The sequence below is a fragment of the Chitinophaga pollutisoli genome, from assembly GCF_038396755.1.
Classification (GTDB): domain Bacteria; phylum Bacteroidota; class Bacteroidia; order Chitinophagales; family Chitinophagaceae; genus Chitinophaga; species Chitinophaga pollutisoli.
In genome coordinates this window covers 1,888,323-1,903,267 of sequence record NZ_CP149822.1, presented here as the reverse complement: position 1 = coordinate 1,903,267, position 14,945 = coordinate 1,888,323, and the positions used below count along the sequence as shown (strand labels likewise).

The window sequence follows — 14,945 nt, the reverse complement described above, 5'->3', positions numbered from 1 at the left end:
TTTTATTCCGCTACCTCAACACCTTCCGGTGCTTTGGGATTGGCGGGAGTCGTACCTTTTATGGAGTGGATATAAGCGCACAGCTGCGCGATCTGTTTGGGGGAAAAGTCTTCTTTCCAGGATTTCATTCCTTTCTCCGGAACACCGTATTTAATGGTGGAGAAAATCTCACCTACCTTACCGCCATGCACCCAGAACTTGTCGGTGAGGTTGGGGCCAACGAGGCCTTGTCCTTCCGGCCCGTGGCAGGCGGCGCAGTTGGTGGAGAACATTTTATGCCCCGCTTCGATATCGGCCGCATCGGCCAGCAGCGTCACGTTGTTCTCATCGATATTGTTGGCGGAGTTTTTCATGTATTCCGCTTTTGCGATGGCTGCTTTTTCTTCTTCGATGGCCAGTTCCTGCAATTGCAGGGGCGCCGTTTCGGAGATGTGGAACCGCCATACATACACGACACCGAAGATGATACTGATGTAGAACGTCCAGCGCCACCACGGCGGCGTGGGGTTGTTCAGCTCGCGGATGCCGTCGTAGTCGTGCCCCATGTCCACATCTTCTTCGGATGCGGCATCCAGGCTTTTGGTCTGGTTGAGGCGCTCCATAAGCGTAACGCGCGGCTTGCCGGGCTTCGCTTCCGTCGCGGCTTTTACTTTCTTCTTCTTCGCCGCGGTAATCCCGGTGAGGATGCGCAGGGCCTGCAGGAGGAACAGCAGCACGAGAATTTCCAGCCCGATCACTGTCAGCAGCATATAGAAAGTGCTGTCTGTAAGCCCGGCCACGACCGGTTGCGATACTTTTTCCGCCACTTGCTCCGCTTCCTGTGCAAAGGCGCCATGGCCTGCAGCGAGCAGGAGCAGCACCAGCGGGAGTTTTTTCATGCGGTCGCGGAAGATGTCGATAGCCCCTATCACGGTATGCCCGAGGATGACGATGGCGATCAGCAGTCCGCAGGCAATGGCGATCAGCAGGATGGCCACCGGGTGAGACAGCTCGCCGTAAGGATCGGGCGGTGCGCCGGCGGCGGATACCTGCAGGGCGGCGAGCGTGAACAATAATGTGAGAATGCGTTTCATGGGCTTACTGTTTTTCGGTTCCATCGTTGTCGATCGGGTAGTGGCTGATTGCGTCCATCGTCTTCTTATCGCTGCGGAACGCGAAATACGCGGCCGCGAGGAAGAAGATGGAGAAGATAAGCAGCGATGCCATCGGGTAAACGCTGACGTCCTGTATGCTTTTGAGATAATTGATAAATTTCATGGCGATCAGTTTGAAGTAGCGGTTGGTGTTGCTTTGATATCTTTACCCAGTCGTTGCAGGTAGGCGATCAGCGCCACTATCTCGCGGTCGGCCGGGATTTCCAGCTTGTCCTTCTTCAGGTTGGCCGTGATTTCCTTCGCCTGTTTCTCCAGGTCTGCTTTAGACTGTTGTTCGTACCCTTCTGCGTAAGGCACGCCGATCTTGCGCATCACGTTGATCATCGCCGGCGTTTTTCCTTTATCGATCCGGTTGTCGAACAACCAGGGATAAGCGGGCATGATCGATCCGGGGGACATGGACACGGGGTCCAGCATGTGATTGTAGTGCCAGCTGTCGGGGTACTTGCCGCCCAGCCTTGCCAAATCGGGCCCGGTGCGTTTGGAGCCCCACTGGAACGGGTGGTCGTAGATGAACTCGCCGGCTTTGGAATACTCGCCGTAGCGGGCTACTTCGTCGCGGAAGGGGCGTACCATCTGGGAGTGGCAGGTGTAACAGCCTTCGCGGATGTAAATGTCGCGGCCATGGAGTTCCAGCGGTGTATAAGGTTTCACGCTGCTGATGGTGGGGATGTTGCTGCGTACCAGGAAGGTGGGCACCATTTCGAGGGCGCCGCCAATGCCAACCACGATCAGGCTGAACACCACCATTTGCACAGGGCGTTTCTCGATCCAGTTGTGCCAGTGGCCTTTGCTTTTGCCATGGTTTTCTACAGCGGCGGTTTTCACGAGGGGCGCGGCTTCAGCGGGCTCGTTGGCTACGAAAGTACCACGGCGCACGGTTTTCCAGATGTTCACGATCATGAGCACAACACCGGAAATGTAGAGCAATCCGCCCACTGCCCGCAGGGCGTACATGGGAACGATGACGTTCACGGTTTCGATGAACTGGTATTTCAGGGTGCCGTCTTCCGTAAACTGTTTCCACATCATGCTCTGCGTAAACGCAGCCCAGTACAGGGGAATGGCGTAGAAGATGATACCCAGGGTGCCGATCCAGAAGTGGGCGTTGGCCCATTTGCGGGAGAATATTTGCGTGTTGAACAGCCGCGGGATCATCCAGTACAGGATGCCGAAGGTCAGGAAGCCGTTCCAGCCGAGGGCGCCCACGTGTACGTGCGCGATGGTCCAGTCGGTGTAGTGGCTGATGGCGTTCACATTTTTCAATGACAGCATCGGTCCTTCGAAAGTGGCCATGCCGTAAGCGGTGAGCGCTACCACGAAGAATTTCAGCACGGCGTCTTCCCGCACGCGGTCCCATGCGCCGCGGAGGGTGAGGAGGCCGTTGAGCATACCGCCCCAGGAGGGAGCGATCAGCATGATGGAGAATACGGTGCCGAGGGATTGCGCCCATTCAGGCAGCGCGGTATATAATAAGTGGTGCGGGCCGGCCCAGATGTAGATAAAGATCAGCGCCCAGAAATGGATGATCGACCAGCGGTAGGAATAAACCGGGCGGTTGGCGGCTTTGGGTACGAAGTAATACATCAGCCCGAGGTAGGGCGTGGTGAGGAAGAACGCCACGGCGTTGTGCCCATACCACCATTGCACCAGGGCGTCCTGCACGCCGGCGTACCACGAATAGCTCTTGAAAAGCGACAGCGGCATCTCGAAGGAGTTCACGATATGCAACATGGCGATGGCCACCCAGGTACCGATGTAGAACCAGATGGCAACGTACAGATGGCTCACACGGCGCTTGAGGATCGTGCCGAGCATGTTGGCGCCAAATACCACCCAGATAATGGTTATGGCGATATCGAAAGGCCATTCCAGTTCGGCGTATTCCTTACCGGTAGTGTACCCGAGGAAGAGCGTCAGCGCGCCCCCCAGGATGATGGCCTGCCATCCCCAGAAGTGGATTTTGCTCAGCAGGTCGCTCCACATGCGCGCCTTGCAAAGGCGCTGCAGCGAGTAGTACACCCCCATGAAAATACCGTTGCCCACAAATGCGAAAATCACCGCATTGGTGTGCACCGGCCGGAGGCGTCCGAAAGTGATGGGCGCAAAACCCAGGTTGGCGCCGGGGACCACCAGCTCCAGCGCGGCCCAGAGGCCCGCCAGCATACCAATGAGGCCCCAGAAAATGGCGGCATAGGCAAACCATTTGACGGTGCGGTTGTCGTACGAAAATTGTTCAAGAGACATATTAACGGAGGTTTATTCTTTACTGGTTTTGTCGTCGAAAAGCATGCGGTGCGCAGGGGAATAATCATCGTCATACTGGCCGTCTTTGACAGACCAGATAAATGCCGCCAGGAAAAAGATGGCCACGGCAAGACTGACGCATAAAAGAATGATGATAACACTCATGATCCGGTGGTTTGTAATTGTGGTGTAAAAGTATCGAGGCGGCGCCCGCGTACAGATGACCCGGATCAAACCGCCCGATGATGCTCATCAACGGAGTTGCTTCCTTCCCGCATATTCGCTCATCCCCCAGGTCAGCAGGATAATGCTGATGGAACTGGATGGCATGAGGATAGCGGCCGTCAGCGGGCTTAAAATGCCCTGCACGGCGAAGAACAACCCCGTCAGGTTATACACGATCGAATACACGAAAGCAATGAGAATGATGCGTTTATTGATCCGGCTCATCCGGATGAACGCCGGTAGCCGGTGCAGCTGAGATGCTTCCAGGATGCCGTCGCTGGCAGGGGTGAAGTTGTTGGAGTCCTCTGTAAGGCTGATCCCGGCATCGCTCTGGCGAAGGGCGCCGGCGTCGTTGAGCCCGTCGCCGATCATCAGCACCTTTTCCCCTTTTTCCTGCAATTGTACGATCCGGTCGAGCTTGTCGTGCGCCTGCTGCTGGAAAAGCAACGTCGCTTTGTCGCCCATCATCCGCCGTAAATTCCCCGCTTCTCCAGGCTGGTCGCCGGAAAGCAGCGTCAGCCCGAAATGCTGCTGCAATTCACCCAGCATTTCCGGAATTCCTTTCCGGTAAGCGTGTTCCAGGAGGTAATACCCGGCATGGTCGCCATTGATGTTCACATGCACCACGCTCGCGCCCGGCTGCGCGGCCTCCCGCGCGCCGGTGTACGCCGCGCTGCCCAGTTGCACGTGCATCTGGTGCACCCAGCCCTGCAAGCCCTGCCCCGGCTGCTCGCTGAACCGGTCGATGGTATGCACCACCGGCTTACCCACAAACTCGCGGACCTGCCGGCTCGCCGGGTGCTGCGAGTGGGCCGTCAACGCCGCTACGGCGCTTACTTCCGCGTGCGTCAGCTCCCGCCCGTGCCACGACACGGTGGTGCTCGACTTACCCGTCAGCGTGCCTGTCTTATCGAAAACGATATGCGTCACCCCCGCCAGCCGCTCGATGGCCTGCGCATTGCGGAGGTACAGTTTATGCCGGCTCAGGATCCGCAACATATGCCCGTTCGTGAACGAAGCCGCCAGCAGCAGCGCGCAGGGGCAGGCGATGATAAGGATCGCCGTCACCGAGGGCCAGATTTTAGCATTGTCGTAAATCCCCCAGTACACGGCCGTTGCCGCCGCTATAAACAACACCACCCAGGTGAAATATTGTCCCAACAGGTGGATGAACGATGGTTTGCCGGGATTGTCGCGGCGCAGCTCTTCGCGGTTCCAGAGGCTCGTCAGGTAGCTCTGCGCCACCTCGCGGATGGTGAGGATTTCCATATTCCCTTCCAGCTGCCGCCCGCCGGCGTAAATGATCTCGCCCATCTGTTTGCGAACCGGAACGGATTCCCCCGTCACAAAGCTGTAATCAATCAACGCCGAACCCTTCACCAGCAAGCCATCCGCGGGGATCAGCTCCTGGTGGTGGATCAGCAGGGTATCGCCTGTTTTTACGTCGGGGAGCTGCGTGGGCGCTTCGTTGCCGTCTTTCATCACGGTCACGGCAATCGGGAAATAAGCCGTGTAATCCCGGTCGAACGAAAGCCCCCGGTATGTTTTATCCTGCAGCAACCGGCCGATCAGCATAAACATCACGATGCCGGTCATCGAATCGAAATAGCCGCCCCCTGAACCGGAGAGCACATCCACCACGCTGCGGACAAATGTGGTCACGATGGCGAGTACAATGGGGAGGTCGATATTGAGGAAACCATGCTTGAGTCCTTTCCAGGCGGGCATATAGAAAGCCTGTGCGCTATAGAGAAAAACGGGAAGGGAGAGCAGGAGGTTCAGGTATCTGAAAACCACTGTCATCTGGCCTTCCATATGCCCCTCGCCTGAAAAGTATTCGGGGAACGACAGTAGCATGATGTTGGCAAAACAGAATCCCGCCACGCCCAGCTGGTAAATGAGCTTGCGGTTGGGAGCGGGCTTGCGGGACTTGAGATCCTGCAAGCTGATGTACGGCTCATAACCGATGCTGGTCAGCGTTTCGGCTATTTTCCGCAATGAAGTTTGATTGGGGTCGTAGATGATGCGTACATCCTTTTCCGCGAAATTCACCTCCGTCTGCTGCACGCCGGCGTCCAGGCGGTGGAGGTTTTCGAGGAGCCACAGGCAGGAGCTGCAATGGATGTGCGGGATGTGAAACGTAACGTGTGCCTGCTTTTCGTCGCGGAACTGCAACAGCTGCCGCTCGGTGCGCTCGTCTTCCAGGAAAGCGAATTTATCCTGGCGTACCGGCTGGCGCTGCGCCACGCCGGGCTTGTCGTTGATCTCATAATACCGGCAGAGGCCGTTTTCGTTCAGCAGTTCGTAAACTGTCTGGCATCCCTGGCAGCAGAACTGTTCGTCGGGTGGACAAGGCTCGCCGCAATGCGCGCATTGATGGCTTACTTCCTGGGCTTGTTTGATCATGCGCCAAAAGTATCGGCACTTGCGCGCATGGGCGATGAGTCGGGTCACACCCGGCAATGATCGTTATCAGCTTCCTTTGAGGGAAATAATGAACCCGGTCACCTGTGCGGTCTCCAGGTCGCTGAGGACTTTCTCCCAGGCCTGCATCCCTTTTGAGGGTACACCGTTCTTAATGGTGTGGAAAATCTCGTTGGCGCTGCCGCCGTGGAGCCATTCGCCGTCGGTGAGGTTGGGCCCGATGGTCCCTTTGCCGGCGCCGCCGTGGCAAACCGCGCAGCGGCGGGCGAAAATGCGTTTCCCGGCTTCGAGGTCGGCCGCATCGGTCAGTTCCGGCACGTTGGCCGGGTCGATCTTCCGTTCGGGCGCGGGCGCGGTGGCTTCCGCTATGGTTGTTGGCGGCAACGGTCGCTCACCCAGCGTGTTGGCCAGCACAAAGCCGAATACCCCGAAGAGGATGAGCGTGGTGGCCCAGGCCTTATAGCTGATCCTGATGCCGGTCATGAAACGGAGGAGGGCCAGCAGGACGAGGATGACCAAAACCTCCAGCACCACAACCGCCGTAAGGGTGAAGAACATATCATCGGCCAGACCGGGAACGAGGATCAGGGGGAAGAAGGATTGGGTCAGGTTGTCTTTTTTCAGGTGTTTATCACGGTAAACATCCATGGAGGAAATAACGGTATTGGCAAGAAGAATGATGATGAAAAGCAGGCCGGTGGCCGTACAGAGCAGGAACAACGCTACAGGGTGCGTGAGCTCTATCCATTGTGAAGCATTCATAGGTCGAATCGTTTAAGGAAAGCTACGAAGGGATATCATACCCGGAGGTGAGCCGCCTCAGGCGGAACGTTGACTTTCATCAATTTCCCGGCAAGGATGTTGTAAATGAAAGGGATATAAATGATGTAACAGAAGCGCATAATTGTGTAACGGAGGCCCCCGGGATGGGGGGTACCTTTGTGTCATCATTCAAATTTGGCCAATATGAAGATCGTCACCAGCATTTTCCGTTTTATCGGATCGCTATTCACAAAGAAAAATTGTTGTAAGTAAACTTTTGGGTATGAAACGACTAGCAGCACTGGCCTTGTTTGCCACCATCGCTATATCCGCGTCCGCGCAGCATGAGCATCATACGATGCCGAAAAAAGACACCGTGCCTTCGAAGGATCCCCACGCCGGGCATGCCATGCAGGACCACGGCGGGCATCAGCAACACGGAATGGGCAATATGTCCCACGCTTACAGCCTCCACCTTCCCATGAACCGCAACGGGTCGGGAACCAGCTGGCTGCCCGACAACAGCCCGATGTACATGTACATGACCGGCAACGACCGCACCAGCTTCATGTTCCATGGCAACGTCTTTTTTCGTTATACATCCACTGATTTCACCGCCAAAGGCAGTCGCGGCGCCGCCAAACTTGATGCGCCCAACTGGTTCATGGGCATGATGAACCACCGGGTGGGCAAGAAAGGGCTTTTCAATACCACCGTCATGCTCAGCTTCGACCGGCTCGTGATGGGCGGCGCTGGTTACCCGCTCCTGTACCAATCCGGCGAAACCTGGAACGGTCGCCCGCTGGTCGACCGTCAGCACCCGCACGATCTCTTCGCGGCGGTGAGCGTGGGGTACACGCATAGCATCAATAAAGACATGGATGTGTATGCTTACCTCGGTTACCCTGGTGAGCCTGCGATAAGCGCCCCTGTGTTCATGCACCGCGTTTCCGCTATGAGCAACCCCGACGCGCCGCTGGGCCACCACTGGCAGGATGCCACCCATATCACGTTCGGCGTGGGTACGCTGGGGTTCCGGTATAAGCAGGTGAAGGCGGAATTCTCGTCGTTCACCGGGCGGGAACCTGATGAAGACCGCTACAATTTCGACAAGCCGCTGTTCGACAGTTACGCTTACCGCGTGAGCTACAATCCCTCGCGCCAGTGGGCCCTCCAATTTTCGCAGGCTTTCGTCCACAGTCCGGAAGCCGGCGAGCCCGAAGAAAACGTGACGCGCACTACTGCGTCGGCCATTCATACCGTTCCGCTTCGCAAACCCGGCAGCTTCGTGGCGTCTTCGGCTGTGTGGGGGCTGAACGACAAGAGCGACGGCCACCGCGAGCACTCCTTCCTGGCGGAAAGCAACCTGCAGTTGCAAAGGAACGCCGTGTACGGCCGGTACGAGTTTGTAGAGAAATCCACCCATGAGCTGCAACTGGAAGACAAGTTCGGCGAAGATAAATTCAGCGTACATGCTTTTACGTTAGGTTACGCCCGCACGCTAGCCACCGTCTGGAAAACGAACGTGGCGCTCGGCGCCCAGGGCACCATTCATTTCGCCAATTCCGCGCTGGACGGCCTGTACGGCAAGCAACCCCTCAGCGGACAGGTGTACCTGCGGATCAGCCCGGCCATGCACAAATAACCCACCTCCCGGCAACAACACAAAAATAACCGGATCACCCATCCGGATGCAAAAAATGGGGTGACCGGCAGACGTATTGGGGTGAGCAATGTAAAAACGTGGGGTGAAAGGACAAAGGTACGCTCATCCTTCAATGATCCTTCTGCCATCCTTCAGGTAAACACCCTCAAACCTAAGCCAGCATTGGAGACGCTTGGAGAATCATTGAAGGATGTCAGCAGGATGTCAGCAGGATTTGCCGGAGAAACGGCCGGCAGGATGTGACAAATCTCCGTCGATCCTTCGTCAATCCTTCGTTCATCCTTCGTCGATCCTTCGTCCAAATACCCTCAAACCCGCACCACGAGCGAACACGTTCGAAGGATGAACGAAGGATGGCAGGAGGATGTCAGTAGGGATATCCGGGAGAATTTGCGGTAAATACGCAATCCGGTCGGGTTAACACGCATAATCGGACAATCACACGTTCATAGCAGCACGGTCTTTGCAATAATCACTACATTCGAAAGTCAATTTTAATCTGCGTCAGGAATGAGATTTTGCAAGATCGTATTGTCTTTTTTTGTCATCCTTATGGCCGCGGCTTGCGGGCAGAAAAAGGGAAGCCCCGTCAACAGGAAGTTGTGCAGAACGTGCAGCAGCTCGACGAAGTGGTGCCGCAACAGATTGCGGAGCGGCTGGAGTATGTGGATGGGAATGAGGGTTGGATGGAAGACAGCGTGATGGCGCAAAGCCCAGCCGCACTACATGCTGCTTATGCCGGCAATGGCGGGAAGGCCATCTGGTCCAGGAACGGGGAAGCTACCCCACAGGCCGACAGCCTCCTCCTTTGGATTCGGAACGCCCGGCTGTATGGGCTTAACCCCGCGCACTACCACGCGGAAGCTTTGCAGGCCGCGCAAGACCGGAGGCGCAATGATAAAGACGCCCGCCGCGACGCCGCCCTGTGGGCGCAAACTGACGTGCTGCTCACCGACGCTTTCTTCAAACTCGCCAACCACCTGCATTGCGGCGTTATCCCGCGTGACAGCATCGCCCTGCGAAAGGATTCGGTGATCGCCGACGATACGCTCAATGCCTTCCTCCGCGACGCGCTGGCCGGCAACCGCATCAGTGAAGTACTGCAGGCGTGCGAGCCTTCGCACGAAGCCTATCAGCTGCTCAAATCCGGCATTGCAGCATACGAATTGCGTTTCGGGAAAGAAACCTGGGACACCATTCCCGCCGAATATGCCGATACCGCCGCATTCCGCCGTCAGCTAGCGTTGCGGCTGGCGAAAACAGGGCATTTCGATACCTTGCTGTATCCGTTGGAGGATACCGTTGCCCTCAAAAAATCCATCAAACAATTCCAGCAGGAAATTCAATTATACCCGGATGGCATCGCCGGGAAACGTACCATTCAATACCTGAACCGCCAGCCCGTTGAATGGATCGAACAGGCCGGGATCAACCTCGACCGCTGGCGTAAAATGCCGGATACTTTGCCGGCGCGTTACCTCATGGTGAACATTCCCGCATTCCGCCTCCAGGTGTGGGACGATTCGGCGGGCCTGGTGCTGGAATCCCGCGTGATCGTGGGAACGTCCCGCACGCGCACGCCGCAGCTCAGTTCTGTCATGACCAACTTCGTGCTGTACCCTTACTGGCGCGTGCCCTACAGCATCGTGTTCAAGGAAATGCTGCCGCAGATCAAAAAAGACAGGAATTATCTCTACGAAAAGAATTTGGAAGTGGTGGATCACCAGGGAAATATCATTTCCCCGGATTCCATCGACTGGCAGAAGCTCAACAAAAATTACTTCCCTTATGTGCTGCGGCAGATGGACGGGCTCGATAATTCCCTGGGCATCATGAAGTTCAATTTCGCCAACCGTTTCAGCGTTTATCTCCACGACACCAATAACCGCAAGTTGTTCGCCAATTCCAACCGCGCCCTCAGCCACGGCTGCGTGCGGGTGCAGGCCTGGGACAGCCTGGCCATGTACCTCGTGAGCCACGATCCCAAACCCGGCATGGCAGACACCGTGCGCGCCTGGCAGGCCCGTGAGGAACAGCGGACATACGCCTTTACGAAGCGCCTTCCGATCTACATCCGTTATTTTTCGGCCGAGTACCGCGACGGGAAGCTGCGGTTTTATGAGGATGTGTACGGCGAAGATGCCCGCGTCCGGCAGTATCTCCGGTAATACCATTCACACCCTGAAAACAACGGTTGGGGACGGGCGGGCTTGATTTGGGTGGAAAAGCGGGGCATTTTTGCGGGAAAAATAACCCCGATGAAGCTCATTATCAAGATTGGACTTTTTGTTTTGATCACTTTACAGTCGGTGGCGCAACCCCTGCCCCGACAAAACGTCAAGGGCGTGATCACCGATCGCGCGACGCATTTCCCCCTTCCCGGCGCGGCCGTTTCTTTCCCGGACCTGGGTAAAGGTGTGGCCACCAACGAAAAAGGAGAATTCCGGATCACGGAGATTCCCGTGGGCCGCCACACCGTGCAGATTAGCATGATGGGCTACGAGCCCGTAGTGCTGCAGGGTGTGGAAGTGAACGCAGGTAAGGAAACCGTGCTGGAAATCCCCCTGACTGAAACTGTCATTACGCTGAAAGGCGCCGAAATTACCGTGAAGCGCGGCGAAGGGCCGGTGAGCCCGCTGGCGCTGTCGAGCGCGCGCCAGCTCAATATCGAGGAAGGCATGCGCTACGCCGGCACCCGCAACGATCCTGCCCGCATGGCGCAGAATTTCGCGGGGGTGTCGGGCGCCAACGACGGGCGCAACGATATCATCATCCGCGGCAACTCGCCTTCGGGCGTGCTTTGGCGGGCGGAAGGCGTGGATATTCCCAATCCCAACCACTTCAGCACTTTCGGTGCTACGGGCGGGCCGGTGACGATTCTCAACACCAATACCCTCCGTACTTCCTCCTTCCTGACAGGCGCTTTTCCGGCGGATTACGGGAACGCGATGGCGGGGGCTTTCGATCTGCGGCTGCGTAACGGGAACAAAGACCGGTATGAGATGCTGGCGCAGGTAGGCTTCAACGGGTTCGAAGCCGCGGTGGAAGGCCCGCTGGGCAAACGTGGCGGCGCTTCTTTCCTGGTGGATTACCGCTATTCGCTCATCGCGGCGGTGCATGCGCTCGGATTGAGCGTGGGAACGGGCGCCAGCGTGCCCAAATACCAGGACCTCACCATGAAAATCAACCTGCCCACGAAAAAAGCCGGGACCTTCGGCGTGTTTGCCATGGGCGGGCTCAGCAATATCCACTTCATCCCTTCGGAGGACTCCACCGACTTGTACAATACCGGCGATTATGAAGTGCTGACGACGTCCAACACCGGCGTGGCGGGTATTACGCACAGCATCAACTTCTCCCCGAAAACTTACGGCCGCGCCTTTGCCGCCATTTCCGCCGCCGAAAGCAAAACGGATAATTTCGAGATGGAAGCGGAAGTACGCGGCAAACGCAGGATGGACCTCGATTACAGCCTGATCAGGACCAGTTTCGGCTATCGTGTGGACCATAAGTTCAACGCGCGCAACCAGTTCAGCGTTGGTGCTTCCGGCGAAAAGATGCAACTGGATATGCGCAACCGCCGCATCAAGGATGGAGAAGAAGAACTGAGCGATATGGTGAACGCCAGCAACGGCGCATGGCTGGGCAAAGGTTGGATGAACTACCAGCACCGCGCTGGCAACGATCTCACGTTCAACGCGGGCGTATATGGACAGTATTTCGGATTGAACGGGCAATCCGTTGTAGAGCCGCGCTTCAACATGAAGTACGATGTATCGAAAAAGCAGTCGCTCAACCTCGGGTTGGGGATGCATAGCCAGTTGCAGCAACTGGAAGTGTATTTCAATGAATCCGCCGGCAGCCTGACCAATAAGGATCTGTCGCCCACCCGCGCATTGCACGCCGTGCTGGGCTACGACCTGCTGCTGGGAGAGCGCCTGCGCTTCAAAGCGGAAACGTATTACCAGCACTTGTACGATGCGCCGGTGGAAAGGAGGCTGACATCCTTCAGCATGTTGAATTACGGGGCGGATTTCGGTTTCCCCGACAAGCCGAACCTCATGAACGAAGGTCGCGGCCGCAATTACGGCGTGGAGCTGACGCTGGAGAAGTTCCTGCATAACGGGTTCTACTTCCTGTTCACCCAAAGCCTGTTTGATTCGAAGTACCAGGGCAGTGATAAAGTCTGGCGCAATACCGCCTTCAATTCGCAGTACGTGTCCAACTTCCTGATCGGCCGCGAATGGACGGTGAAGCCCGGTTTTTCGGTAGGCGCGGATAGCAAAGTGAGCCTGGCCGGCGGGCAATGGTATACGCCGTTCAACGAAATCGCGACAGTAGACGCGGGGTACGTGGTGTACCACGAAGACAGGGCTTATTCGATGCGGAATGACATGTATTTCCGGTGGGACCTGAAATTCTCCTTTACCTGGGAACTGGGCAAAACCACTCAGAAATTCTTTATAGATTTACAGAACCTCACCGCGAGGAAGAATATTTATACACGTACGATTAATGTGGAAACGGGCAAGATCACGGATGTCAACCAGATCGGGCTGTTTCCCAATGTTAACTACCAGTTTACCTTTTAAAAGCAGATGGGGCATATGCGCAAAAACGAAACGGCGCTCGGATTCAACGATAGATGGTTTGTGCTGCTGGGCATCCCACTCATGGGGTTCCTAACGCCCATCATGTACCTCGGCGTGACATTCACCCGGGAACCGCGGTACAGCTGGCTCATCTTTGCCTTTTCAACGGCCATCACGGCCATCTTCTGGCTGGGCAACCGGTGGATCATCATCCGGATGCGGAAGAAATTTCCCCATCTCAGCCAGGCGCCCAAGCGGATCTTCCTGACCTGCCTGCTGATGTTCGTATATACTTTTTCCGTATCGAACTTCAACGGTTTTACACCGCCGCTGTGGTCGAAAATACAATTGCCGTACCCCGACCTCAACGTGCTGGGTATCATCAATACGCTCATCATCGCGGGTATTTACGAAGTGATCTGGTACCAGGCGCAGCTGCGGCTGTCGATGCAGGGGCAGGAAGACCTGCGGAACGAAAGCCTGCAGGCGCAGATCAGGGCGCTGAAAAGCCAGGTTGACCCGCATTTTCTTTTCAATAACCTCAATACGCTCAGCTCCGTTGTGCATAGCGATCCGGACAAAGCGGAGCACTTCATCCAGCAGCTGTCGAAACTCTACCGGCATATGCTCGAAGTGCAGGACACGACGCTGGTAACGGTAAAGGAAGAACTCGGATTGCTCGATGCATACGTTTACCTGCTTAAAACGCGCTTCGGCGACAACCTTAGGGTAACGATCGAAGTGCCCGAAGCGTACCACGAGCGGAAGATCATTCCTTTCGCATTGCAGATCGTAGTGGAAAATGCCATGAAACACAACGTGGTATCGGCCGCCAAGCCACTGAATGTAAAGATAGAAGTGGTGCAGGACAAGATCGTGGTCACCAATAACCTGCAACGTAAATTACATGCCGTGCCCTCCACCGGGAAAGGACTGGAAAACATCAAATCCCGCGTCCGGCTGATCCGGGAGGCGGAAGAAGTGGAATCGGTGGTAACGGCGGATCATTTCATCGTATTATTACCCATATTTCCCGCCTCATGATCAAAGTGGTGATTATAGAAGACGAAGCCCCCGCCGCCAGCAAGCTCAAGACTTTGCTGGGCCGCCATACCGAACCGGTGGAAGTGCTCGCCGTGCTCGATAGTGTGGAGGAATCCGCGAAATGGTTCCGGCACTTTCCCGCGCCGGACCTCATTTTCATGGATGTGCAGCTGGCCGACGGCCTCAGCCTCGAAATCTTCCGGCAAGCCAACCTCACGGCGCCGGTCATTTTCACGACGGCTTATGACCAATATATGTTGCAGGCCTTCCGCAACAACGGCATCGAATATCTCCTCAAGCCACTCGACGAAACCGAGCTGCACCAGGCGCTGGCCAAATACAGCCAGCTTTGCCGGCCCAAAGCCGAAGGAGCGGGGTGGGAGGACAAGTTCCAGCAGCTGCTGCAATCCATGCAGCCGGCGGCTTACAAGGAACGCTTCCTCGTAAAATCGGGGCAGCAGTTGTATTACGTGAACACGGAAGACCTCGCATGTTTGTATGCAGACGGTAAACTCGTGTTCGGGCTTGATTTCGCCGGGAAGAAGCATGTGATGGAAGAGAATCTCACGGTTATCGAGCAACAATTGTCGCCGAAGGAATTTTACCGCGTGAGCCGGCACCTGGTGGTGCATGTGAAGAGCGTGCGGCGGGTGCACCCCTGGTTCAGCGGCCGCCTCAAACTCGATCTGCAACCCGCGCCCGGTGTGGATCTGGAAGTGAGCCGCGACCGGGTGGCCGGGTTCAAGGAGTGGCTGGGCAAATAGCGCTTTCCATAGCCATAAAAATAAAAGGGCTGACGGTTTACACCGTGCAGCCCTTTCTTTATCAATC

Annotated in this window: 11 protein-coding genes; 5 read left to right on the top strand and 6 right to left on the bottom strand. The window is 56.4% G+C overall.

The window, feature by feature from the left end:
• Positions 1–2: 2 nt before the first annotated feature.
• The 6 genes from WJU16_RS07750 to WJU16_RS07725 form a co-directional block, all read right to left on the bottom strand.
• Positions 3–1,073 carry a cbb3-type cytochrome c oxidase N-terminal domain-containing protein gene (locus WJU16_RS07750; protein ID WP_341837749.1) on the bottom strand — a complete coding sequence of 357 codons (1,071 nt, stop codon included), beginning with the start codon at positions 1,071–1,073 and terminating at the stop codon, positions 3–5.
• Positions 1,074–1,077: 4 nt separating this feature from the next.
• Positions 1,078–1,257: a CcoQ/FixQ family Cbb3-type cytochrome c oxidase assembly chaperone gene (locus tag WJU16_RS07745; protein WP_298709646.1), complete on the bottom strand. Its 180-nt coding sequence runs from the start codon at positions 1,255–1,257 to the stop codon at positions 1,078–1,080.
• A gap of 5 nt (positions 1,258–1,262) precedes the next feature.
• Complete coding sequence (gene ccoN, locus WJU16_RS07740) at positions 1,263–3,401, bottom strand: cytochrome-c oxidase, cbb3-type subunit I (RefSeq protein WP_341837748.1); 2,139 nt, start codon at positions 3,399–3,401, stop codon at positions 1,263–1,265.
• Between the two features lie 12 nt (positions 3,402–3,413).
• Positions 3,414–3,566, bottom strand: a complete 153-nt coding sequence (ccoS, locus tag WJU16_RS07735; protein ID WP_341837747.1) for a cbb3-type cytochrome oxidase assembly protein CcoS — start codon at positions 3,564–3,566, stop codon at positions 3,414–3,416.
• Positions 3,567–3,653: 87 nt separating this feature from the next.
• The gene (locus WJU16_RS07730) at positions 3,654–6,032 is read right to left on the bottom strand and encodes a heavy metal translocating P-type ATPase metal-binding domain-containing protein (protein WP_341837746.1); all 2,379 of its coding nucleotides are present in this window, start codon (positions 6,030–6,032) and stop codon (positions 3,654–3,656) included.
• Between the two features lie 66 nt (positions 6,033–6,098).
• On the bottom strand, positions 6,099–6,812 hold the full coding sequence (locus tag WJU16_RS07725) for a c-type cytochrome (protein WP_341837745.1): 714 nt from the start codon (positions 6,810–6,812) through the stop codon (positions 6,099–6,101).
• Positions 6,813–7,095: 283 nt separating this feature from the next.
• On the opposite strand from WJU16_RS07725, the gene WJU16_RS07720 reads away from it, so the two are divergent.
• The 5 genes from WJU16_RS07720 (at position 7,096) to WJU16_RS07700 (ending at position 14,878) form a co-directional block, all read left to right on the top strand.
• Positions 7,096–8,457: a hypothetical protein gene (locus tag WJU16_RS07720; protein ID WP_341837744.1), complete on the top strand. Its 1,362-nt coding sequence runs from the start codon at positions 7,096–7,098 to the stop codon at positions 8,455–8,457.
• Positions 8,458–9,080: 623 nt separating this feature from the next.
• Positions 9,081–10,646, top strand: coding sequence for a L,D-transpeptidase family protein (locus WJU16_RS07715; protein ID WP_341837743.1), 1,566 nt, complete (start codon positions 9,081–9,083; stop codon positions 10,644–10,646).
• A 90-nt stretch (positions 10,647–10,736) separates the two neighbouring features.
• The gene (locus WJU16_RS07710) at positions 10,737–13,070 is read left to right on the top strand and encodes a TonB-dependent receptor (protein WP_341837742.1); all 2,334 of its coding nucleotides are present in this window, start codon (positions 10,737–10,739) and stop codon (positions 13,068–13,070) included.
• Positions 13,071–13,085: 15 nt separating this feature from the next.
• A complete protein-coding gene (locus WJU16_RS07705; RefSeq protein ID WP_341837741.1) occupies positions 13,086–14,114 on the top strand; it encodes a histidine kinase in 1,029 nt (342 codons plus the stop codon).
• The gene (locus tag WJU16_RS07700; RefSeq protein WP_341837740.1) at positions 14,111–14,878 is read left to right on the top strand and encodes a LytTR family DNA-binding domain-containing protein; all 768 of its coding nucleotides are present in this window, start codon (positions 14,111–14,113) and stop codon (positions 14,876–14,878) included. The genes WJU16_RS07705 and WJU16_RS07700 overlap by 4 nt, the downstream gene beginning before the upstream one ends.
• The last annotated feature ends 67 nt before the right edge of the window (positions 14,879–14,945 follow it).

Excerpts from the sequence above, each read along its gene's own strand:
- WJU16_RS07705 (WP_341837741.1), top strand. The coding sequence starts at position 13,086 with ATGCGCAAAAACGAAACGGCGCTCGGATTCAACGATAGATGGTTTGTG.
- ccoN (WP_341837748.1), bottom strand. The coding sequence starts at position 3,401 with ATGTCTCTTGAACAATTTTCGTACGACAACCGCACCGTCAAATGGTTT.
- WJU16_RS07720 (WP_341837744.1), top strand. The coding sequence starts at position 7,096 with ATGAAACGACTAGCAGCACTGGCCTTGTTTGCCACCATCGCTATATCC.
- WJU16_RS07750 (WP_341837749.1), bottom strand. The coding sequence starts at position 1,073 with ATGAAACGCATTCTCACATTATTGTTCACGCTCGCCGCCCTGCAGGTA.
- WJU16_RS07725 (WP_341837745.1), bottom strand. The coding sequence starts at position 6,812 with ATGAATGCTTCACAATGGATAGAGCTCACGCACCCTGTAGCGTTGTTC.
- WJU16_RS07710 (WP_341837742.1), top strand. The coding sequence starts at position 10,737 with ATGAAGCTCATTATCAAGATTGGACTTTTTGTTTTGATCACTTTACAG.
- WJU16_RS07745 (WP_298709646.1), bottom strand. The coding sequence starts at position 1,257 with ATGAAATTTATCAATTATCTCAAAAGCATACAGGACGTCAGCGTTTAC.
- WJU16_RS07700 (WP_341837740.1), top strand. The coding sequence starts at position 14,111 with ATGATCAAAGTGGTGATTATAGAAGACGAAGCCCCCGCCGCCAGCAAG.
- WJU16_RS07730 (WP_341837746.1), bottom strand. The coding sequence starts at position 6,032 with ATGATCAAACAAGCCCAGGAAGTAAGCCATCAATGCGCGCATTGCGGC.
- ccoS (WP_341837747.1), bottom strand. The coding sequence starts at position 3,566 with ATGAGTGTTATCATCATTCTTTTATGCGTCAGTCTTGCCGTGGCCATC.